Origin of the sequence: Comamonas thiooxydans (assembly GCF_002157685.2) — a bacterium.
Lineage (GTDB): Bacteria > Pseudomonadota > Gammaproteobacteria > Burkholderiales > Burkholderiaceae_C > Comamonas > Comamonas testosteroni_H.
Genome location: NZ_AP026738.1, coordinates 1790054 through 1812042, shown reverse-complemented (window position 1 = coordinate 1812042; position 21989 = coordinate 1790054). Strand labels below are relative to the sequence as shown.

General features: G+C 60.2%; 22 protein-coding genes, 1 tRNA gene and 1 pseudogene. 11 read left to right on the top strand and 13 right to left on the bottom strand.

Annotated elements, in window-relative coordinates; translation table 11 throughout:
• From CTR2_RS08415 to CTR2_RS08400, 4 genes are read left to right on the top strand one after another with little or no spacing between them, the layout of a single operon-like run.
• The gene (locus CTR2_RS08415; RefSeq protein WP_087085831.1) at window positions 1–1407 is read left to right on the top strand and encodes a multicopper oxidase family protein; all 1407 of its coding nucleotides are present in this window, start codon (window positions 1–3) and stop codon (window positions 1405–1407) included.
• Between the two features lie 15 nt (window positions 1408–1422).
• Window positions 1423–1905: a cupredoxin domain-containing protein gene (locus CTR2_RS08410; RefSeq protein ID WP_087085832.1), complete on the top strand. Its 483-nt coding sequence runs from the start codon at window positions 1423–1425 to the stop codon at window positions 1903–1905.
• A 19-nt stretch (window positions 1906–1924) separates the two neighbouring features.
• Entirely contained in the window at window positions 1925–2413 is a 489-nt protein-coding gene (locus CTR2_RS08405; protein WP_087085833.1) for a DUF411 domain-containing protein, read from the top strand.
• 25 nt (window positions 2414–2438) lie between these two features.
• On the top strand, window positions 2439–2807 hold the full coding sequence (locus CTR2_RS08400) for a copper-binding protein (RefSeq protein ID WP_087085834.1): 369 nt from the start codon (window positions 2439–2441) through the stop codon (window positions 2805–2807).
• 57 nt (window positions 2808–2864) lie between these two features.
• Here CTR2_RS08400 and CTR2_RS08395 read toward each other — a convergent pair whose 3' ends face one another.
• Window positions 2865–3374, bottom strand: a complete 510-nt coding sequence (locus CTR2_RS08395) for an ankyrin repeat domain-containing protein (protein ID WP_087085835.1) — start codon at window positions 3372–3374, stop codon at window positions 2865–2867.
• A 1-nt stretch (window position 3375) separates the two neighbouring features.
• Entirely contained in the window at window positions 3376–4353 is a 978-nt protein-coding gene (locus CTR2_RS08390; RefSeq protein WP_087085836.1) for an SMI1/KNR4 family protein, read from the bottom strand.
• Window positions 4354–4418: 65 nt separating this feature from the next.
• Between CTR2_RS08390 and CTR2_RS08385 the strand changes: the two genes are divergently transcribed.
• On the top strand, window positions 4419–5621 hold the full coding sequence (locus CTR2_RS08385) for a leucine-rich repeat domain-containing protein (RefSeq protein ID WP_087085837.1): 1203 nt from the start codon (window positions 4419–4421) through the stop codon (window positions 5619–5621).
• Window positions 5622–5624: 3 nt separating this feature from the next.
• Here the strand turns inward: CTR2_RS08385 and CTR2_RS08380 are convergent, their stop codons facing one another.
• Entirely contained in the window at window positions 5625–6467 is an 843-nt protein-coding gene (locus CTR2_RS08380) for a MetQ/NlpA family ABC transporter substrate-binding protein (RefSeq protein WP_087086085.1), read from the bottom strand.
• A gap of 206 nt (window positions 6468–6673) precedes the next feature.
• Window positions 6674–7510 carry a MetQ/NlpA family ABC transporter substrate-binding protein gene (locus tag CTR2_RS08375; RefSeq protein ID WP_087085838.1) on the bottom strand — a complete coding sequence of 279 codons (837 nt, stop codon included), beginning with the start codon at window positions 7508–7510 and terminating at the stop codon, window positions 6674–6676.
• 162 nt (window positions 7511–7672) lie between these two features.
• Here CTR2_RS08375 and CTR2_RS08370 point away from each other — a divergent pair, with 162 nt between their 5' ends.
• A complete protein-coding gene (locus CTR2_RS08370; RefSeq protein ID WP_087085839.1) occupies window positions 7673–8710 on the top strand; it encodes a P1 family peptidase in 1038 nt (345 codons plus the stop codon).
• Here CTR2_RS08370 and CTR2_RS08365 read toward each other — a convergent pair.
• Both CTR2_RS08365 and ettA read right to left on the bottom strand, forming a co-directional pair.
• Window positions 8707–11010, bottom strand: coding sequence for a DUF1631 family protein (locus CTR2_RS08365; protein WP_087085840.1), 2304 nt, complete (start codon window positions 11008–11010; stop codon window positions 8707–8709). The genes CTR2_RS08370 and CTR2_RS08365 overlap by 4 nt on opposite strands.
• A 48-nt stretch (window positions 11011–11058) precedes the next feature.
• Window positions 11059–12720 (bottom strand): energy-dependent translational throttle protein EttA, encoded by a 1662-nt coding sequence (ettA, locus tag CTR2_RS08360; protein ID WP_003063408.1) that lies wholly within the window; start codon window positions 12718–12720, stop codon window positions 11059–11061.
• Between the two features lie 264 nt (window positions 12721–12984).
• On the opposite strand from ettA, the gene CTR2_RS08355 reads away from it, so the two are divergent.
• A complete protein-coding gene (locus CTR2_RS08355) occupies window positions 12985–14826 on the top strand; it encodes a DEAD/DEAH box helicase (protein WP_087085841.1) in 1842 nt (613 codons plus the stop codon).
• 213 nt (window positions 14827–15039) lie between these two features.
• Window positions 15040–16776, top strand: a complete 1737-nt coding sequence (locus CTR2_RS08350) for a M14 family zinc carboxypeptidase (RefSeq protein WP_087085842.1) — start codon at window positions 15040–15042, stop codon at window positions 16774–16776.
• A 107-nt stretch (window positions 16777–16883) separates the two neighbouring features.
• On the opposite strand, the gene CTR2_RS08345 is transcribed toward CTR2_RS08350, so the two are convergent.
• The 4 genes from CTR2_RS08345 to CTR2_RS27530 form a co-directional block, all read right to left on the bottom strand.
• Window positions 16884–16960 (bottom strand) — tRNA-Arg (locus CTR2_RS08345).
• Window positions 16961–17527: 567 nt separating this feature from the next.
• Window positions 17528–17674 (bottom strand): hypothetical protein, encoded by a 147-nt coding sequence (locus CTR2_RS08340; RefSeq protein ID WP_003063417.1) that lies wholly within the window; start codon window positions 17672–17674, stop codon window positions 17528–17530.
• A gap of 325 nt (window positions 17675–17999) precedes the next feature.
• A complete protein-coding gene (locus CTR2_RS08335) occupies window positions 18000–18341 on the bottom strand; it encodes an RNA recognition motif domain-containing protein (RefSeq protein WP_003063420.1) in 342 nt (113 codons plus the stop codon).
• A gap of 111 nt (window positions 18342–18452) precedes the next feature.
• Window positions 18453–18659 carry a hypothetical protein gene (locus CTR2_RS27530; protein ID WP_080554114.1) on the bottom strand — a complete coding sequence of 69 codons (207 nt, stop codon included), beginning with the start codon at window positions 18657–18659 and terminating at the stop codon, window positions 18453–18455.
• Window positions 18660–19007: 348 nt separating this feature from the next.
• Here CTR2_RS27530 and CTR2_RS08330 point away from each other — a divergent pair.
• The 3 genes and pseudogenes from CTR2_RS08330 to CTR2_RS08320 all read left to right on the top strand — a co-directional run bounded on the left by CTR2_RS08330 (window position 19008) and on the right by CTR2_RS08320 (window position 20040).
• Window positions 19008–19261 (top strand): annotated as a pseudogene (locus CTR2_RS08330) (hypothetical protein).
• A gap of 45 nt (window positions 19262–19306) precedes the next feature.
• A complete protein-coding gene (locus CTR2_RS08325; protein WP_409021389.1) occupies window positions 19307–19546 on the top strand; it encodes a type II toxin-antitoxin system HicA family toxin in 240 nt (79 codons plus the stop codon).
• 65 nt (window positions 19547–19611) lie between these two features.
• Window positions 19612–20040: a type II toxin-antitoxin system HicB family antitoxin gene (locus CTR2_RS08320; RefSeq protein ID WP_059440524.1), complete on the top strand. Its 429-nt coding sequence runs from the start codon at window positions 19612–19614 to the stop codon at window positions 20038–20040.
• A 749-nt stretch (window positions 20041–20789) separates the two neighbouring features.
• Here CTR2_RS08320 and CTR2_RS08315 read toward each other — a convergent pair.
• From CTR2_RS08315 to CTR2_RS08305, 3 genes are read right to left on the bottom strand one after another with little or no spacing between them, the layout of a single operon-like run.
• Window positions 20790–21161 (bottom strand): hypothetical protein, encoded by a 372-nt coding sequence (locus tag CTR2_RS08315; RefSeq protein ID WP_087085844.1) that lies wholly within the window; start codon window positions 21159–21161, stop codon window positions 20790–20792.
• Window positions 21158–21778 (bottom strand): glycoside hydrolase family protein, encoded by a 621-nt coding sequence (locus tag CTR2_RS08310; protein ID WP_476390650.1) that lies wholly within the window; start codon window positions 21776–21778, stop codon window positions 21158–21160. The genes CTR2_RS08315 and CTR2_RS08310 overlap by 4 nt, the downstream gene beginning before the upstream one ends.
• Window positions 21778–21978, bottom strand: a complete 201-nt coding sequence (locus CTR2_RS08305) for a hypothetical protein (protein ID WP_087085846.1) — start codon at window positions 21976–21978, stop codon at window positions 21778–21780. Before CTR2_RS08305 ends, CTR2_RS08310 begins: the two co-directional genes overlap by 1 nt.
• Window positions 21979–21989: the final 11 nt, after the last annotated feature.

The following is a 21989-nucleotide window of genomic DNA, read 5'->3' as shown; positions in this document are numbered from 1 at the left end:
ATGCAACGCCGATCCTTTTTCACCGGCGCTGCCACTGCAGTGGCAGCCGCCACCACTTCAATGGCCGTCAGCCGGGTTGCCATGGCGGCCCTGCCCGAGCCCGTCATTCAAGGCAGCGCCGACACGGCCGCGCCTCTGACGCCGCCCAACGGTCGCCCCTACCAACCCGTGGTCACGCTCAACGGCTGGACCACGCCCTGGCGCATGAATGCGGGCGTCAAGGAGTTCCACCTCGTGGCCGAGCCCGTGGTGCGCGAGGTGGCGCCCGGCTTCTTCGTCAATATGTGGGGCTACAACGGCCAGTCGCCAGGCCCCACGATCGAGGTGGTGGAAGGCGACAAGGTGCGCATCTTCGTCACCAACCGCCTGCCCGAGAGCACCACCATCCACTGGCATGGCCAGCGTCTGCCCAATGGCATGGACGGTGTGGGAGGCCTGAACCAGCCCCATATCCCGCCGGGCAAGACCTTCGTCTATGAGTTCGAGGCGCGCCGCCCCGGCACCTTCATGTACCACCCGCATTCGGATGAGATGGTGCAGATGGCCATGGGCATGATGGGCTTGTGGATCACTCACCCCAAGACAGCCCACCCGCTGATCGACAAGGTGCAGCGCGACTATGCCTTCCTGCTCAGCGCCTATGCGGTCGAGCCCGGCACCATGACGCCGCGCATCAATGAGATGACGGATTTCAATATCTGGACTTTCAACAGCCGCGCCTTCCCCGCCATCAGCCCGCTGGTGGCTCGTCAGGGTGACAAGGTGCGCATCCGCGTGGGCAATCTGACCATGACCAACCACCCCATCCATATCCACGGCCATGAGTTCGAGGTCACGGGCACCGACGGCGGCCCCGTGCCGAAGTCCGCCCGCTGGCCCGAGGTGACGACGGATGTGGCCGTGGGCCAGATGCGCCAGGTGGAATTCATTGCCGACGAACCCGGCGACTGGGCTTTCCACTGCCACAAGAGCCACCACACCATGGGCGCCATGGGTCACGACGTGCCCACCATGATCGGCGTGGACCACCGCGGCCTGGTGGGCAAGATCCAGAAGATCGTGCCCGACTACATGCTGATGGGCGAGCGCGGCATGGGCGATATGGGCGCCATGGAAATGCCTCTGCCCGACAACACCTTCCCCATGATGACCGGCCAGGGCCCTTACGGCCCTATCGAAATGGGCGGGATGTTCACCAGCTTCAAGGTGCGCAAAAACCTGGGTGCCAACGACTACGGCGATCCCGGCTGGTATCAGCAACCCAAGGGCACCAGGGCCTATGAATGGCAGGGCGCGCCTTTCGATGCCAAGGCCCCCCGCCAGACCACGCCCGGCACCGCTCCCGGTGCCGCCACCGTACGCAAACCCGAAACCGGCCCCGCCACGGGTGCACACACCCAGCACTGACGCCAGGAGACTCCCATGAAGACTATTCATTTCATAGCTGCCTGCGCTTTGGCAGCAATCACCAGCGCTAGTTTTGCGCATGGAAACAACGCCCATGCCAGCGGTCCCGTGATCAAGGAGCAAAAGCCCTGGGGCATTGCAGCCGAGGCCAGGGACGCCCAGCGCACCATCACCATCCAGATGACGGACGACATGCGCTTCAACCCCAGTCATTTCAGCGTGAAAAAGGGCGAAACCCTGCGCCTGCGCGTGGTCAACAAAGGCCGTCTCATGCACGAAATGGTGCTGGGCACCCGGGCATCGCTTGATGAGCACGCGCAGATGATGCTCAAGTACCCCGGCATGGAGCATGCCGAGCCCTATATGGCCCATGTAGCCACAGGCCAGACCGAAGACATGGTCTGGAGCTTCAACCGCGCAGGCGAATTCGACTTCGCCTGCCTGATTGCCGGCCACTACCAGGCCGGCATGACGGGACGCTTCACCGTCACCGAATAACGCAAGAAAGGAACTCCCGATGACAAGCACCAACCGTCGCCACGTCCTGCATCTGCTGGCCGCCGCTGCCGGCATGGCTGCGCTGCCAGCAATGGCGGCTGCTCCCGCCAAGATTGCCATGGAGGTCTGGAAAGACCCGAACTGCGGCTGCTGCAAGGACTGGATTGCCCTGATGGAGCGGGCTGGCTTCGCCGTCAAGGTGCACGACGTGGGCAACAGCGCCGTACGCGCCAAGCTGGGCCTGCCTACCCGCCTGGGTTCCTGCCATACCGCCCTGGTGGGCGGTTATCTGGTTGAAGGCCATGTGCCTGCCGCCGATGTGCACAAGCTGCTGAAGCAAAAACCCAAGGCGCTGGGCATCACCGTACCGGGCATGCCGATTGGCAGCCCCGGCATGGACGGCCCCGAATACGGCGGCCGCAAAGACCCCTATGACGTGCTGCTGGTCACCAAGAACCTCATGAACAGCGATGTCAGCACCTCCGTCTTCACCAGCTATCGCGGCTGACCCTCCCTCAATTCAGGAGAACATGATGAGAAACCTCTTTCACACCACTTTGGCAGCCCTGAGCCTCGGCATTGCACTGGCAGCCCCCGCTATCGCACAGGATCACTCGGCGCACGCAGGCCATGGGGCGATGGCCGATGCTTCGACAGCCGCACCGGCTGGCCAGACCGATGTGCTGACCGCCGGTGAAATCACCCGTGTGGATGCCCGCACAGGCAAGTTGACGATTCGCCATGAAGAAATCAAGAACCTGGACATGCCTCCCATGACCATGGTGTTTGCGCTGTCAGGCTCTGCACAGTCGGCCTCTTTCAAGGCCGGCGACAAGGTACTGTTCCATGCAGAGGACAAGGATGGATCGCTGATCATCACCCGTATCCAGCCAGCGTCCTGATGCAATCTCGCCGTTGAGGCGATGACGATGCCATGCAAACATGGCATCGTCATCGCGTCACCGCCCCGCGGGCGGTACGGCCGCATGGCCTGCCACACGCTCCAGCAGATCCCCGGGCACATCACGACCGCTGCACACCAGCAGATCATGGGCATTGCGACCCTGGGTGTCTCTTCGCTGGAGGTCGACCCCGGCCGACCAGAACCAGCGTACGGCCTCCCACGCGCCATGGTCCACGGCAATCAGATACGGGGTTCGGCCTTTGTCATCCCCTGTCTTGTCGAGATCGGCCCCCGCTTGCCGCAGCGCTTGCAGCATCTCTGTGCGCCCGTTGAAGGCCGCCCAGGCGGTGGCGGTCATACCGGTTGCCAGGCTCACCTGATCCAGCGGACTGCCTTGCTCCACCAGCCATTGGGCCGCAGCATCGTTGCCGCAATTGAGGGCTGTGATCAGCGCATTGAGGCCTGTGCTCTTTTGCACATAGGCGATATCGTCACCGTCCTTCAGGCGCAGCTCCAGCGCAGCGATATCGCCTTTTTCAGCGGCCTTGAGCAGTTTCATAGTCATCTCAGTACATCCATTTCCTGATCAGCGCCCGCCCAAAGCGCTTTGCCAGCAGCACTTCGGCCTGCTCATCGCCATCACCCCGCCCCTGGGCCACGGCGTGACTGCGGCATAGCGACATCAGAGCCAGCGCGTCCAGATAGTCACCCGCATCGTCAAACATACGGGCCAGCAAGGGGCTGCTGTCATGGTCCAGATACCAGACAGAGCCATCGCGGCGGTCAAAGCACCAGAGATTGCCATTGCCCAGGTAGTCACCGAACACCACCAGCTCATTCAACTGCGCCATCAAGACCTGTGCCTGTTGCGGCGCACTCATTTCCACAATATCGGCGATACCCGGGAACACGACTTGCACCGGACCGATGGCGTCCATGTCTGCCTCCGGCGCCACCAGATCAAAGCGCGGACTCAGCAAACGCTCGGCCCAGTCCAGCACACCCAGTTGCAAAAGATAGTCACGCAAGGACTGGGGCAGATTGCAACCCAGGCGCCATTCGCACAGGTGCAGCTCGGCCTGGCTGAAAGGCTTGGCTTGGGCAGGCTCTTCGTCCATCCAGGCATGGGCTTGCAGGCCTTGATGCCAATAGGCCAGCCGCTGCTCGAACGAAGCATCGGCGGGCAGCCAATACGGCTCGGGCACGTCGGCCTCATCCCACACATCATGGTTTTCTACAGAGCGCTGGCTGCGCCCGAACTCGGCCTGCAGAAAACGAGACCATGCCACCACGTCCGATGGTGAAGGCCAGTGCATCTGAGCGAGCACCGCAACCGGCATCCAGGGCCTATGGCCCATGCGCGGCACCTCATTCGCATCGCGCACCACAAAGCGCAAAGCAGGCTGAGCCAGCAAATCTGCAGGCGGGGACTGATGTGGCGCATCGAGCTGGGCAGCGGCGTCGGCGGGCAGATCCACCCAGTCGCTCAGCGCCAGCTCGGACAACGCCTGCACCAGCGCAGGCAGGTCTTTGAAGATTTTCATGCAGGCATTCCGTGCATTGTGTGTTTGAGGTGTATCGGGTGCGCAGGGCGTAGACTGCGCGTCCTATGTTGACGCTAGAGCAGTTTCACTCCGGGCTGGCCAATGGTTCACTGGCCCGCACACACCATATCAGGCTCAGCGATGGGCTGACCGAGTTCCCCGCCGCGCTTTATCAGCTGGCCGAGACGCTGGAGATCCTCGATCTGTCGGACAACCAGCTCACCACATTGCCAGAAGAGCTGACGCGTTTTGCGCGGCTGCGTATTCTGTTTGCCTCGAACAATCCGTTCAGCGAACTGCCCCGCGTGCTGGGCCGCATGCCGCAACTTGAAATGGTGGGCTTCAAGGCCTGCCGCATCGAGCATGTGCCCGAGGACAGCCTGCCGCCACGCTTGCGCTGGCTGATTCTCACGGACAACCGCGTGCAGCGGCTGCCCGAATCCATGGGCCGATGCACGCGCCTGCAAAAGCTCATGCTGTCGTGCAACCAGCTGAGACAGCTGCCCCGGAGCCTGGAGCATTGCCAGGCGCTGGAGTTGCTGCGCATTGCAAGCAACCGTTTCGAAGATGCTCCTGAAGTCATCTTCCGGCTGCCACGCCTGGCATGGCTGGCGCTGGCAGGCAATCCATTAACTCAAAAACAGGAGCTGGATACGCTTTCAGGGCATGGGATTGAGCCCATTTTTTATCAAAATTTGCAAATCGCCGGCAAGCTGGGCGAAGGTGCCAGCGGCCATATCTACCGCGCCAGCCTCAACGGACAGGAGTTGGCACTCAAGGTTTTCAAGGCCGCCCGGACCAGCGACGGCACGCCGCAATCCGAACTGGCAGCAGGCATTGCGGCAGGACAGCACCCTCATCTGCTGACGCCACTGGCGCAGGTTATGGGTGCTCCTGACGGGCAAACAGCCACGGCCCTGCCCCTGCTGGATGCGGCCATGCAGCCGCTGGCCGGGCCGCCAAGCCTCGACAGCTGTACACGTGACGTCTATGACCCCGAACTGCGCCTGCAAGCTGGCCAGGCCCACCAATTGCTGCAAGGCATACGCTCTGCCATCACCCATCTGCACGGCCTCGGTCTGCTGCATGGTGATCTGTATGCCCACAATATCCTGTGCAATCTGCAGACCGGGCAGGCCTTGCTCAGCGACTTTGGCGCCGCCGCGCTTTTGCAGGGCCTGCCCGAAACGCAGAAAGCGCAGCTGCAGCAGATCGAACTGCGCGCGCTGCGCCATCTGGAGAACGAGGTTCAGGCCCTTGTCGGCTGAGTCTTACTGCAGGAATGCGGGCTTGGCATAGCCCGCAAACTTGCTGTCCACCACGCTCTTGAACTCGGCGGACTTGTAGGCTGCAGCCAGATCCTTGGCCCATTGCGCATCCTTGTCCTTGGTCTTGACGGCCACGATGTTCAGATAATGCTCGGGCGTCTTTTCCAGCAGCACCGAATCCGAGAGCTTCATGCCCGAGGAAATCGCAAAGTTGCCGTTGATGATGGCGTACTGCGCATCATCCAGCGCACGCGGCAGGTGAGCCGCATCCAGGGGCACCAGCTTGATCTTCTTCGGGTTGGAGGCCAGGTCCAGCTCGGACACGCGCAGCGGATTCACGCCTTCCCTGAGCTTGACCAGCCCGGCCTGCTGCAGCAGCAGAATGCCGCGCGCCAGATTGCTGGCGTCATTGGGCAGGGCAATGCGGTCGCCCTCCTTCAGATCCGCCAGTGATTTGCGCTGCTTGCTGTAGACGCCCATGGGCGCAATCGGCCCCTGGACCAGCGCCGTCAGATCCAGCTTGCGGTCGCCCTTGAACTGATTGAAATACACCTCGTGCTGGAAGAAATTGGCATCCAGCGAACCGTCGGCCAGGGCCAGGTTGGGCTGGACATAGTCGTTGAACTCCACCAGGCGAACCTTGTAGCCCTTCTTCTGCAGAATGGGAACGATGCCGTACTGCAGCTGGTCGATGTTGGAGCCGGCCGTGCCGCCGATGACCAGCTGCTTTTTGCCGGCGTCCTGAGCCGCGGCCGGCAGGGCGCCCATGGCCAGAGCGGCTCCCGCCAGCAAACTTGTGGCCAGAAGACAGCGGCGGCGGTGCGCTGCGGAAAAAAGAGTGGTCATGCTTTGCTCCTCGTTGATGTACTGTGTTTTGATATCAAAGGTCTGACTCTGCATCCATGCAGAGGCCTTTGCAGTATCCAGACACGGAGAGCAAATTCCAACCAATAAAAACCCATGCTCTTATTTGCTTTTGATCTAAAACCAGCAAATCCACGGGCATGAAAAAGGGCCGCATCGCGGCCCTTGGCGTCTTCAGTCCAACCCCATCACTTCAGGAAAGCAGGCTTGGAGTAGCCGGGGAACTGGCTGTCCACCACGGCCTTGAACTCGGGCGAGCGGTAAGCAGCGGACAGATCCTTGGCCCACTGGCTGTTTTCGTTGCCGGTCTTCACGGCCACCACGTTCAGGTACAGATCGGGAGTCTTTTCCAGCACCACGGCTTCGCTCAGCTTCAGGCCCGAGGAAACGGCAAAGTTGCCATTGACCACCACATAGTCAGCGTCTTCCAGCACGCGGGGCAACTGGGCTGCCTCCAGCGCCACAAACTTGAGCTTGTGGGGATTGGCGGCCAGATCCAGCTCGGAGATACGGGCCGGGTTCACGCCTTCCTTGACCTTGACAAGGCCGGCCTGCTGCAACACCAGCAATGCACGGGCCAGGTTGCTGGGATCGTTGGGCAGAGCCACCTTGGCGCCGCTCTTGATATCGGCCAGAGACTTGTGCTTTTTGCTGTACACGCCCATGGGTGCCACCGGTCCCTGAGCAATCGCTGTCAGCGCCAGCTTGCGATCCGTGGTGAACTGATCGAAATAAGCACGGTGCTGGAAGAAATTGGCATCCAGCGAGCCATCGGACAGCGCCAGATTGGGCTGAACATAGTCGTTGAACTCGATCAGCTTGATCTGATAACCCTTTTTCTGCAACTGAGGCACTATGCCTTTTTGAAGCAGGTCATAGTTGGAGCCGGCAGTGGCACCGATCAGCAGGTTCTTCTTGACCGGGTCCTGGGCCAGAGCAGGCACACCGGCAGTCGCCAGCAATGCGACCGCAGCAGTGGCCAGAACGGCACGGCGGCTGGCGGCAAAGGAAAAATGGGCGGGCATGGATCACTCCTTGAATTTGATGCGTGTGGGCGGCACGGTTCTCATTTGTTTACCGGGCTGCAACAATGTGAGCAAGTATGAACCTTACACGGGCAAACCCTAAAGAATAAAAAACCATCTGGTTATCCACAAAAACATATAAGAAATACAAGGAGTACGGGCATGAGCGCTTTTTCAACGATTGAGGATTTGCTCGCACACGAAGGCCATATCGGTCGTGTGCAGGGCATTTCCGTCGGCCATTTCAGCGACTCGCGCCGCCCCACGGGCTGCACCGCCGTGCTTTGCCCTCAGGGTGCCGTGGGTGGTGTGGATGTGCGCGGCGCAGCCCCCGGCACGCGCGAGACCGACTTGCTGCACCCCAGCAATCTGGTGCAGGAGGTCCACGGCATCATGCTGGCCGGCGGCAGCGCCTGGGGGCTGGACGCTGCCACAGGGGCCGTGCGCTGGCTGGAAGAGCAAGGAGCGGGCCTGAATATCGGCGTGGGCCGCATTCCGCTGGTGCCGGCGGCCGTGCTCTTCGACGTGATGATGGGCGATATGCGCATACGCCCCGATGCCGCGGCCGGCTATGCCGCCTGCCGGAATGCGGGGCTGGACTCAGGCACGGGGCGCCCCGCCGAGGGCAGCGTAGGCGCTGGCGCAGGCGCCGTGGTGGGCAAGGTCTTTGGCCATGAACGCGCCATGAAGGGCGGCATAGGCACGGCCAGCTTTACTGTCGATGGCGTCACCGTGGGAGCCATCATTGCCTGCAATGCGCTGGGCGATGTGTTCAACCCCTTCAACGGCGAGTTGCTGGCCGGGGCACGCACGGCAGACGGCCTGCAACTGCGTGGCACCCGCGATGCCTTGCTGGCGGGCGAGGAGCCCAGGCCGGTTCTGGCTGGCAGCAACACCACGATTGGCGTCGTAGCGACCGACGCCGTCATCACCAAGGCCCAGGCCCACCGCCTGGCCGTAGTGGCCCATGACGGCCTGGCACGTGCCATCAACCCCGTGCATACCATGAGCGATGGCGACAGCCTGTTTGCCCTGGGCACGGGTCGCAGCGGCAAATCGCAGGGAATGATGACGCTGAGCACCTTGGCGGCCGAAGCCGTGGCCATAGCCACTGCGCGCGCCGTCTTGCTCGCCCAATCGGTACGCATCGAAGGCCAGACGACGCTGCCCAGCCATCAGGATTTGCGCGCAAGCAGCTAGGCCATCGCCTCAAGTCGCCGCAACTGCCCCTGCGTCAGCAATTTGTCGCGCATGCGGCGCGTCATGGACTGGGTGCTTCCGTCTTCGGCGGTAAACAGAAACAGGCTTTGTTGCGGGCTGACCCAGGTGAGCTTGGTGCGCAGTTGCTGGCGCTCGTTGCACAGCTCCACCCAGGTGCCCAAAGGCCATTCGGCAACATCAGCAGGCTTGCTCTGCCCCATGGATGCATGGGCCGCCATGGCAGCAGAAACAACTGCTTCTGTCTCGTCCAATGGAGCACTTGCTGTCTTTTGCGGCGCTGTGGTCTTGAAGACAGGTCCTGAGGAATGGGCTGCGGCCTGAACCTGCGCCTCTCGCATCACGGCCACTAATGGCAGATCCTCGACTCTGTCGGTCAGTACCGGCAAGGTGATATCCAGTCCTGCGCGCACGGTTTCTGAGGCTCCATCCAGACCCGCCAGCACGCTGGGCAGTTCACCGAGTACATCCACCTTGGCAAACTCGTCGGAGCCGGACTGGCCCGCGGCCTCGGCCGCATCCAGTACCCGCTGCTGAAGGCTTCCCAGTCGGGCCGCCAGTGCGGCGATTTCGACATCCGTGCGGCCCACACTGCGCAAGCCTCGCGCTAGGCGGCGCTGCAACTTGGGCGCCATGGCAACCAGCCGCGTCACATCCTGAGCGGCCTGCGGCGACACGCTCCACAGCAGGCTGGGCACCAGCGCCAGATAGCCCCCTGGGTCGCGCTCCTGCCCTGGCTCAGCCCGCTGCTGTGCCTGGGCAATCACACCGGCCCAAGGGCCGGTCACAAAATCCAGAATGTCTTCAGGCACACCCTTGGCACTGGGCAAACTGCGAATCATCTGCGCCAGTTGCAGGGCATCGGGCTTGATCTGCTCGATGGCGCCCACAATCTGACGATCGACCAGCCCCAGCGCCGAGCTCATCAGCCCTGGCCGCGTGGAATGCTCGACTTCGGTTTGCTGGCTCAGAGCCGCAATGCGGCTCATACGACCTTCCGGCGGCCACTGCTCGCGCACAAATTGCAGCACTCGGGCAAATACATTGGCATTTGCCTGCCCTGCACTGGCCAACTGGTTCGCCGCAGCCTCTGCCACGGTGATGAAGTGGGCAAATCCCAGAGCAGATTCGCTGGCAAACCAGAGGCTGCGAGCCGTCAGCTCGTCCAGCAACTGCCGTGCGGGGTGCAAGCGATCTTCAAAGAAAGCACCGTCTTGCGCCACCAACTGGCTCAACATGGGTTCAAGCCGCAACAAGACCCGCTGCACCGGTGGCAGCAGGCGGCCGTCGCTGGTCATATGGCTCATCATTCGCTGCAGCGTGCGGATCTGAATCAGAGCACTGGGTGCCTGACTGGGCTGTGGCGCGCGCAATCCCCTCAGAGCACTGGGTACCCAGGGTTGCTGCGAAGTCTGCAGCGCATTGGCCGAATACGAAGTCCAGCCCGGCTCCAGCCCCGAATCCTGCACAGATGCAATAGAGGCAGGCTCGGTCGCTGGCCACCCCGCCAGCATGGAGTCCGTCAGCGACTGGGGCACGGTACAGCGCGAATCATCAATCCAGCGCAGATCTGAGGCCAACTCCTGCAATAACCGCAAGGTCAGCAGGCATTGAGGCCGGGTGTCACCGTCCGCGCCATAGCGGGCAGGCTGCACGCCATGCTGGCGCAGCAAATTGGCGGCACGGGAATATTCAGAAGCCAGAATCGAGCCTAGCTGCTGCGACATGAATTCATGCCAGCAATCGGCCACTTCCGTGGCGGGCTGAACAGCTGTCAACGACTGGCTCAAAGCGCGTACATAGTTCTCCAGCCGCAGCGGATTGCATTCTGGCCGAGCAGATTCAAGCCCCTGAGCGCCACTCATCAACGCATCCAGATCGGCCAGCGCCAGCTCGACCTGAGGCTCGACCATCTGCACCAGCTTGTGCTCGGCCTTGAGCTGACGGCTGGCCGACTCGGCCATGGCCGCCAATGGCAAAAGCCGGCCATTGACGGTATCCAGTGTCTGGGCAGAAAAGGAAAAAGGTTGGCGCGCTGACAGCACCAGCGCTTCCAGCAAATTCTGCGGGAAGCTGCTGATCACCGAGGCCCGGTGCTGCTGCAGGTTATGCAGCGCAGCGCCGAGCACATCGCGCCTTGCAGAGTGAAAACCCGTCGAGAGCGATTGCTCCAACGCATATTCGGTGCGCTGCAACAATCGCAGCGCGAATGCATCAGCGCCACGCACCACCTGGACAAGGCAGGTGCGCAGCACGGAAACGGATGCATGTGCGAGGCTCATAGCCCCTAAGAATACCCGCTCCAGCCGATGCCGGAGACATTTTGATGCTTACTTCAACGCCTTGTAACGCATGCGCTTGGGCGCAGCACCTTCCTCACCCAGTCGTTTCTTCTTATCGGCTTCGTACTCCTGGTAGTTGCCGTCAAAGAATACCCACTGGGAATCGCCTTCGGCGGCCAGGATATGCGTGGCGATACGGTCCAGGAACCAGCGGTCATGCGAGATGACCATCACGGTACCAGCATATTCCAGCAGCGCGTCTTCCAGCGCACGCAGGGTTTCCACGTCCAAGTCATTGGAGGGCTCGTCCAACAGCAGCACGTTACCGCCTTGAATCAGCGTCTTGGCCAGGTGCAGGCGACCGCGCTCACCACCGGAGAGGTTACCGACCTTCTTTTGCTGGTCTTGACCGTTGAAGTTGAAGCGGCCCGCGTAAGCGCGCGACGCCATGGTGAACTTGCCCACGGTGATCATGTCCAAACCGCCGGAGATATCTTCCCACACGGTCTTTTCGTTGGCCAGTTCATCACGGTGCTGGTCCACAAAGGCCATCTTCACGGTCTGTCCGATGTCCACCGTACCTGAATCAGGCTGCTCCTTACCCGCGATCAGCTTGAACAGAGTCGACTTGCCGGCACCATTCGGTCCGATGATGCCGACGATGGCACCAGCGGGAATGTTCATCGAAAGGTTGTCGATCAGCATGCGGTCGCCAAAGGACTTGGAGACATTGGTGAACTCGATGACCTTGGAGCCCAGTCGCTCGGCCACAGGAATGAAAATTTCCTGTGTTTCATTGCGCTGCTGGTATTCGTAATCGCTCAGCTCTTCAAAGCGCGCAATACGGGCCTTGGACTTGGCCTGACGACCCTTGGCATTCTGGCGCACCCACTCCAGCTCCTTCTTCAAGGCCTTGGCACGTGCTTCTTCGCCCTTTTGTTCGGCTTCCAGGCGGTTACCCTTCTGGATCAGCCAGTCGGAGTAGTTGCCCTTGTAGGGAATGCCATGGCCACGGTCCAGTTCCAGAATCCATTCGGCCGCGTTGTCGAGGAAGTAGCGGTCGTGGGTAATGGCCACCACGGTGCCGCTGAAGCGGTGCAGGAACTGCTCCAGCCAGTCCACGGACTCGGCGTCCAAGTGGTTGGTAGGCTCGTCCAGCAGCAGCATGTCGGGCTTGGACAGCAGGAGCTTGCACAGCGCCACGCGGCGCTTTTCACCACCGGAGAGCTGGCCCACGATGGCATCCCAGGCGGGCAGACGCAGCGCGTCGGCAGCGATTTCCAGTTGGTGCTCGGAATCGGTGCCTGCGGCAGCGATGATGGCTTCCAGCTCGCCCTGCTCGGCAGCCAGGGCGTCAAAGTCCGCATCTTCTTCTGCGTAAGCTGCGTATACCTCTTCCAGACGGGCCTTGGCATTGTTCACCTCGGCCATGGCTTCTTCCACGGCCTGGCGCACGGTGTGCTCGGGATTGAGCTGAGGCTCCTGGGGCAGGTAGCCGATGGACAGGCCCTGCATGGGGATGGCTTCGCCTTCATACTCCTTGTCCACACCGGCCATGATCTTCAACAGCGAAGACTTGCCCGAGCCGTTCAGACCCAGCACGCCGATCTTGGCGCCGGGGAAGAAACTCAGGGAAATGCCTTTCAAGATCTGGCGCTTGGGCGGCACCGTCTTGGTCAGCTGATTCATCGAAAAAACGTATTGAGCCATGTCCGAATTGCTTTGAGTTACTTGGATTTATGCAAAAAAGTGTGCCGCTTTACACGGCAATCAAACCATGATTATCGGTGCATGCGACAATACCCCTCGCAACAGGCGTCCAGTTGCCTGCTGCAGCAGCACTTCAGCTGGGGACAAAGGAAGCGTTTCCAAGCTCCCAACACGCAAACTATATCTGCCTACAACTGGCCAGGCACCCCACGGGTGCCATGACAGGCTGATACCCCGCGCCCAGGATTGGCGCAATTGATCACAATGACATTTGAAGAACTGAATCTGGCCCCAGCTATTCTGAAGGCCGTACAAGAACAGGGTTATGAAAACCCGACCCCCATTCAGGCACAGGCCATTCCTCTGGTTCTCGCCGGACACGATCTGCTGGCCGGCGCCCAGACCGGTACCGGCAAGACGGCCGCCTTCACGCTGCCCATGTTGCAGCGCCTGGCAAGCGGCACAGCGCCCAAGAACAAGTTTGGCGGCAAGGGCATTCGCACTCTGGTGCTGACCCCCACCCGCGAACTGGCGGCCCAGGTGGAAGAAAACCTGCGCGGCTATGCCAAGTATCTGGACATCACCTCGACCGTGATTTTCGGCGGCGTGGGCATGAAGCCGCAAATTGCCCGCATCGAGAAAGGCGTGGACGTTCTGGTCGCCACGCCCGGCCGTCTGCTGGACCTGGCCGGACAAGGCTTCATGGACCTGTCCACCGTCGAGATGCTGATCCTGGACGAGGCCGACCGCATGCTGGACATGGGCTTCATCCATGATGTCAAGAAGGTGCTGGCGCTCGTGCCCAAAGACAAGCAAAGCCTGCTGTTCTCTGCCACCTTCAGCGATGAAATTCGCGAGCTGGCCAATGGTCTGCTGCGCAACCCCCAATCCATCCAGGTCACGCCGCGCAACACTACCGTGCAGCGTATCAAGCAGGTCATCCACCCCGTGGGACGCGGCAAGAAAAAGCAGGTGCTGCTGCACATCATCCAGGAAAACAACTGGAGCCAGGTGCTGGTGTTCACCCGCACCAAGTTTGGCGCCAACAACGTGGCCGAGTACCTGACCAAGAACGGCGTTTCCGCCATGGCTTTGCACGGCAACAAGAGCCAGAGCGCCCGTACTCAGGCCTTGGAAGGCTTCAAGACAGGCGAACTGCGCGCGCTGGTGGCAACAGATATCGCGGCACGCGGCATCGACATTGATGAGCTGCCCAACGTGGTGAACTACGAGATCCCCAATATCTCGGAAGACTATGTACACCGTATCGGCCGTACCGGCCGTGCCGGCCGCGAAGGCAACGCAGTCAGCCTGGTCTGCATGGACGAAGAAGGCTTCATGATGGATATCGAGCGCTTTACCAAGCAGGAGATTCCGGTGCAGCCCATCGAAGGCTTTGGTCCTGAGGAAGGCGAAATCGCCGAGCCCATCGCCATGGGCCGACAGACCCTGTGGGGTGGCGCCGGCAAGCCTCCCAGCCGCGATGTGATGCAGGCAGCTGCCAAGGCAGCCCGCCAGGAAATGATGGAGCGCATCCGCTCCAACAAGGCGCCCACCGGCGGCCGCGGTGGCCGTCGCCCTGCTGCTGCAGATGCCCAGCAAGGCGAAGCAGAAGGTGAAGCACAGCAACGCCCCGCACGCCAGCACAAGCCCCGCAGCAACAGCCGCGTCAACAGCCAGCGCGGCCAGGGCCAGCAAGCGGTGGAGCGTGGCGAACGCAACTCCGATCGCAGCACCGAGCGCCATGGCGAGCGCAGCAACTCGTTTGGCCAAAGCGACCGCGCTCCACGCCCCCAAGGCAATAGCGATCAACAGCGAGCCCCCAAACGCGGCGGCGCCCGCCAGTTCGGTGAACGTGAGCGCGGCAATCGCTACGACGACCAGCCCCCCCGTGCCGATGCGCACCTGGGTACGCAGCAAGGCCACGCCCGCCACAACGGCGCACGCGGCAGCAACGGTGGTGGCCAGCCAGATCCAATGCGCACCAGCGTGGACAGCATGGCTGACCGTGGTCGCCGTGGCGGCTTTGGCGGCGGTCGTGGTGGCTTTGGCGGAGGCAATCGCGGTGGCAACCGTGGAGGCTTTGGCGGCGGTTACGGCCGTTAATCCACGGCGTCCATGGCTGAAGGTGTGAAATCACCTTCAACCCAACCTCCTGAAGGGCTGCAATCTCCAATATTGCAGCCCTTCTGTTTTTTCCAGCTGCAGCATCGCTGCGCGCTGACAGCCGACAGCAAGCCAGCCGACCTAATATGGGTTCCAGATGTGCGAAGCTTGAGCTTTCGCTCTTGGCATGTTCTTTTTATCTGCGTTGAACTTATGACATTTCTTACCAAGCCTGTTTTCTCTCATGCCAAGCGCACGCAGTCCGTCTGGACCCAAAGCATGCTCAAGCTGACGACAGTGGGCTCGGCAGTGCTGTTGACGGCCTGTGCAAATGTGCAGCTGCCGCCCTGGGCTGGCATGTCAGGCCCTGCAACGGCCCCGGCCCCCTCCGCAGCAAGTTCTCCTGCCGCCCCTTCGGTAATCAGCCAGGCGGTTGCCCCTACGCCACAGCTGACAGCCCTGCCCTATAACCCGGCCATCGAGTCTCGCTTTACCGACCCCACCACTCTTTATGACACTCCGGGTCTGGGTAGCGGGCGACAGCAGTTCAGCACACAGACGGAAATTTCTACATGGCTGCAATCAGTGAGCAGCAAGGCCGGTAACGGCTCGCAACTGTCCACCGTCACTATCGGCACCTCTCAAAGAGGGCTGCCGATTCAAGCGCTTATTGCGACTCAGGGCCAAAGCACCCAGGCAACAACCATCAACAGCAGCGGCAAACCCACCGTGCTCTTGGTCGGCGGCCAACGTGGCGACGAACCTGCCAGCACTGAGGCCCTGTTGGTCGTCGCACGTGAACTGAGCCAGGGCGGCCTGCTGTCGCCCTTGCTGCAGCAGACCAACATCATCATCGTACCCCGGGCCAATCCTGATGCGGCAGGTACAGCCAGCCACGTCACGGCAGACGGCACAGACCTCGTTCACGATCATCTGCTGTTGAGCACTCCGGAAGCACAGGCCCTCGCCCGCCTGACCCGTAACTACAGGCCTGCAGCTGTGATTGATCTACGTGAATTTGCAGCAGCTGGCACGTTGCTGCAGAAATTTCAGGCCGTGCAGCGCTACGACGTACTACTTCAACCCGCTGCCACGGCCAATACACACGAATTTGTCAACAAGGCAGCGCGAGAGTGGTTCAGTCAACCCATACGCAACGCTCTCAAGCAGGCAGAGCTCAGCAATGAATGGTTTTTTCAGCCCAGTGCTCAGCCTGAGGACAAATCAATGTCCATGGCCGGTTTGACTGCCGACACTCTTGCCAACACCAGCAGCCTCAAAAACTCTGTCGCTCTGCTGATAGCCAGTCGCGGCTCCGATCTGGGGCGCCTGCACATTCAGCGTCGCGTACACAGTCTGGTCACTGCGGCAACGGCTGCATTGCGTGCAACAGCCGAAAAATCGAAAAACCTGAAGCAGGTCGAATCCTTTGTGTCCCGCGACATTTCCGCTCTCACGTGCCGCAACACCCTGACCATCCAGGCCAAACAAACACCTGAGCAACGCACCATCCGTATGCTGCAGGCCGAATCCGGCCAGGAAATCGAAGCCCGTGTGGACTGGAACTCATCGCTGAACATAAAGCCCGAACAAAGCCGTCCCCGCCCATGCGGTTACTGGCTGTCGGCTGACTCAGGACGAGCCGTCGACCGTTTGCGCCTGCAGGGAGTGCAAGTCATGCAGATTGCAGAATCTGGTCAGATGCTGGCAGAAAACTACACCCCATCCCGTACCGGCAGCAACACCCCTGTGCTGACGCGTGGCGCCATTGAAGCGCCAATGGGCAGCTACTACATCACCCTCAATCAGGCCAAAGCGCATTTGGCGACTGCAGCCCTCGAGCCTGACACACCCTTCAGCTATGTAAGCAAAAGCCTGATTACTGCCCCCACCGACATTGCACGCGTCGTCGCCGCACCATCGGTCGTTTTTGAAGAAGAGATGGAATGAAAATATAGAGGCAAGATCGCAGAGTCTTAATGCACTCTGCGGTGCACTGCTGATGCAGAAACAAAAAGCCCATTCATGTGATTGCATGAATGGGCTTTTTCTACGCTTGGCCTGCCCGACAGGGATCGAACCTGTGACCCACAGCTTAGAAGGCTGTTGCTCTATCCAACTGAGCTACGGGCAGATACTTGATTTCACTAGGTTTTTTGGGTCTAGCCTCAACCTAGATTTGCGGAGCGCTCCGCATCGGTCATTTCTCGTTTGATATGACCGGTCGTTATTATGCACTGGATAGCAGCCCTCTCTGACTTTGCCCTATGCTCGCCTCAGCCCTCATCCGCCTTGTTGTCGGGGTCTCAGATGACGACGCCCTGACTGCTCGATGTGGCAAGCCAGGGCAAGACGAACAAGTCAAGGTGAGACTGCAGGGCATCGACGCCCTTGAGCGCAAGCAGCCCTTCGGGGGGCGTCCGGCAAGCACCGGCCGAGCTGACATTTCAGAAAAAGGTTGAGCTGCGCTGCACCAAGACAGACCGCTACAAGCGACAGGTGTGCTCTGTGGGGGGTTGCTCCCGCATCAGCCCCGACCGGGCCGGCCTGGCCAGATCTCCACCAGACGTTTTTAGCCGCCCCCCAGTTCAGCTAATCGAACGCCCAATCAAGGGGACTCAAAGTCCCCCGCCGCAAGGCGTGCCGGCGCGGCTCTTTTGAGACTCTCAAAAGTCGCACCGACACAAAGCTTATCCCTTACCTATTTGTTCTCAACCAGTGCCTCAGAGTTCAGGACTGGCGCAACTGTTTCGGACCCTGTAGCTTTGCGCTGAGCCTTCTCAGCCTTCTTTTTCTTCTTCTCGAGCTCCCGCTGCCTTTTTTCGAATTGGTAGTTGGGTTTTGGCATCAGGCGTTTCCTTAGTGGTTTAAGTTACCCACCATACCCTATGAACCGTCCCGGGAGGCCTTAATTCGCCCGGAACTGTTTTTTGTTTTGCTTCCTGCTCAGCTTGACGACATGCATGCCGATGCCAAGGATGAGCGTCACAAGCATGGACGTTGCGAGCTTGCCATCAGCCAGCGCAACCACACGCTAGTTCTCAGGCTGCACTCCTCAAAACCCGCGTCTCATAGAAGGCCAGCCAGCGGCCTGCAAGCCGTAGCAATCGGCCCACTCACTGGAACAAAAACGCCCTCGAACTGAGGGCGTTTTTCTTGAGTTTGCAACTAGATCAGTAGCCGCCGCCATAGCCATCGTTGCCATAGCCAACATTTGGACGAGAGCTGGCGCGGAATTCGCGGTTGCCACCGAATCCACGGCCTTCTTCACGAGGTTTCGCAAGATTGACAACGATCGAACGTCCATCAACGGACATGCCATGCAAAGCAGAAATAGCTGCCTGACATTCGTCCGCAGACGTCATCTCCACGAACGCAAAGCCTTTGGAGCGTCCGGTCTCACGATCCATCATGACTTTGGCAGAGGTAACAGTTCCGAACTCAGCAAAGTTGCTTCGCAGGTTGGAGTCGGTCACGGAGTAAGGCAGGTTGCCAACGTAAATTTTGGTGCTCATAGGAGCCTTTTCTAATGGTGACGCGTCAACGATTGACGCATCGTTTGAATGTGGCAGTGGGAATGGGAGTCCACAGCAACCGGAGGATGAAGTTGGGAGCTCGTTAGCGGCTCAGCACATCGATGGCTGCATGGAGGTATGCAACCAGCCTTGCGTTACAGCAAAGATCTTTGCTGCTTCGGTCGAGGCGAATGTTCTGTCAAAGCGAAAAACACGGCAGTAACTGCTGTTGTGCCTGGTGCGCTGAAGTGCGAAGGAAGCTTGAAAGCGACCGCAATTGGTCTTGTGTGATGTGGGCGTAACGAAGTACTTGCCCATAGCGATAGGAGTCAGTGGAATCTAGTTCAATCAAAGCAGGCCGAGCGGCCCACATGAGCTTTCGATAACTCAATTGGCTGCTGCTCTACAGCCAACGGTGCGAGATGTCTCGCGAAAAATTTCTTGCCGAACGACATTTTTGCCTTCCGAAAGACACTGCAAGACGACTAGTTGAAGTATGCAGCTGCCGCCTATCATAATACTTTTATATAAGAAACACAAATTTTATTATTTTTTCTTTGCTTGATGTTCTGCACATCTGCAGACAGTGCTCCCGCTGATCGATCGTCTGCCTTGGCCGTTTCCGGTCGGGGTTGTCCCATTTGCCCGCGCTGAGACAATCCAGCCATGACCGATGAATCCCCGATCCATACAGTCCACAAGCGCGTTTGCCACACCTTTCTGAGGCACTGGAAGGCGCACAACAACGCCTATCCCAAGCTGATCAAGATGACGCCGGAAGAGCTGAGGCAGTTCAACATCGTTAACTCCTTCGGCAAGCCCAATGAGCTGTGGGGAGTCCCAATAGAAATCGACCCAACACCACGGGCGTGATGATTGCGGTCGATGGAACTGAAATGCCTCTGATAGAGGGGTACTGACCCATCCCGGGGCATCAGCATGCCGACCTTTAAAAATAAACAAAAATGCTTGCACTATACAAGCATTTTTGTTTATACTTGCACCATCGCAACAAAAGAAAGGTGGTCGTGAAAATCAGCGAATTCAAGCGGTGGCTTGAAGCGCAGGGGGTCAGAGTCCAGAACGGTACGAATCACTGGAGGCTGTACCACAACGGCAAAGCAAGCACCCTGCCAAGACACCCAAGTAAAGAGCTGAAGGAAGGCACAAGACGCGCAATCCTGAAGCAACTAGGAATCAACTAAGGAGGCAGGCCCGAAGGGGCCTAGCCTGAATTCCTGAGCTTCACGACCACTAAATGGGAAACAACATGCAAAAGTACCCTGCTCGCTTCGATCCCGCCGACGAAGGGGGCTACACCGTCAGCTTCCGGGATATTCCGGAAGCCCTTACCCAGGGGGATGATCTCGCGGAAGCTGAGTCAATGGCCCGGGACGCGCTGGTCACAGCCATGGACTTTTATTTTGAAGATGGCCGCGCAGTACCCGCGCCCAGCAAGCCCGAAAAAGGCGAGCGCCTGGTGGAACTGCCCGCCAGTGTCGCGGTCAAGGTGGCCCTGCTCAATGCCCGGCTGGCCACCGGTGCGCGCCCTGCAGACGTGGCCCGGGCGATGGGTGTGAAGCCCCAAGAAATGACCCGCGTTTTTGACTTGGGCCACGCCACCAAGATCGACACCGTAGCTGCCGCACTGGCTGCCATGGGGTATGAGTTAGAACTGAATGTCCGGCGAGTAAAGTAGCAAATGGGTCGGCCCTCCATGGATTCGCCTGTGCATATCTCCTCGACTCGCTGGCTGTTGCTACTTGGAGTTGATGGACTTTTACTGGTCACGCTTTGGTACGAACATCTACATCCACACTCTGCACAATTTGCACTAGGCTTCCTCTTGACAACCTTTGTCACTATCAATGCTTGGGTTGCCGGGCTTAGATGGGCCTGGCTCACTTGGCGAGCCCACAAGGTATTTGGTTCATCGATTCGCCACCTTCCATCACCGTTGCCACCAACTACATACCGGCTGGCTAGTGGTTTCGGTGATGCATTGATCCTAATGACGTTACTGTGGACCCGTCAGTTCTGGCTTGCCGCAGCATACGGCCTGTGTGCTCTAGGTGTGCGGATTGCGCACTGCCTCTTAAGTCATTGTCGCAAAAAGCCGAGTGGGCTTAGCACTCCGTAGCACGACGCACCATACGGCACAGGGGTTTCGTCATTTCAGATGCTCCCTGCAACTAGCCAGGGCGGCGACCAGCTTTACCTCGTATGCCTCGCGGCGGTCGATCTCTGCCAGGGAAGCGCGCAGCAGCACGAAAGGCGGCACTCCGGGAGCCAGAGCCTCAGTGGGCATCACTGGGCGCACTGGCTCAGCCGCTTGGCACGACACGGGCACAGCGATGTTGATTTTTTGAAGCTCAACAGGAGTGGCCTCTTTTGTGGTCGTGCAACCCGCCGCCATTGCGCAACAAGCTACAAAATAGATAGCGCGCATCATTGCGTAGCCCTCCCCTTCAACCATTCATCACCCATGGCCTGCATGCTGGTGCAGGCATCCGGGCCCGGCGCGGTCGCCAATGTACTGTCTGCTCGCTTGTTGAGCGTCTGGGCTTGTGCCGCTGCGGCTGCCAGTGCTGGCGCGGCTTGAGCCTGCTGGGTCGCTGCAGCAGCTGCCACAGCGCCCACACCATCGCTGCAGGCCTGGGCGATACCGCGTGCCGCATCACGCTCTTGAATCGCATGCCCAGTATTCGCCTGGGCACTGGTGGCTCGGTCGCGCTGGCCGAGGTAGGCCCACCCCAGCACAGCATTGCCCGAGAGGCTGGCCAGCAGCGCCAGCGCTAGAACTTGAGGCTTCCCAATCATGGCTGGGCCTCCATGCAAGCGCTGTAGCGCCCCTGCTGGCGCGTCCAGACGCCGCGGCATACCTTGTTGCCCGGGGTGCTGCAGTCAAAGCGCCAGCGAGCTGGCTTGCCCGTTTTGTCCCATTGATAGGCCGTCCAGCCCGGGCCCTCTTGTCGAGTGCTCGTCATGAATTTGTAGCCCAGGTAAGCCCGGCATGCGCCGGTATAGTCGCCCGCCTTGGTCTTGGCCAGCATGCTGGAGCCGCGCCAAGCGCTGCAGCCGTACTGGCCCGCAAAATCCGCTGCCTGGTCAAACTCGGCCTGATTCACCAGCGTCTGACCCAGGCTGTCACGCACGCACTGCGCATATGTGCGGTCGAGCTCGCCCAGCGCCAGCTCGACGGCCCGCTTGCGCGTAATGGGCGGATCTGCCAGCGTCACGCCGCGGCCGTCTTCGTAGCGCGTGGAGCCGTGACCGATAGTCGGTACATCGCCTTGCGTGGGCACATAGGGATGCAGCAGGACTTCCCCGGTCTTGCTGACGCTCTTGGGCCCATCCCCTTCTGCTGCAATCCATGCGGTACCAGCAGCCGCAGAAATGGAAAGGGCCGCTGCTGCGACCCTGGTTTTATTGAGCATCATTCTGCGTGCCCCTCCTTCTCTTTGAAGCGCTCCGGATCGCGCCACCACTTATCCCGAACCAAGAAATACAGCTGGGCCAGGGTGTAGACCAAGATCGCAATCGTGAGCCAGCGCTCGAGCGTGACCTCTGCCACCGCTCCGGCAAGCGTCAGCAGCGTGATCTTGAAAGCGGCAACGCGCGTTTCGTTGTTTTCCATAAGCCCCTCCC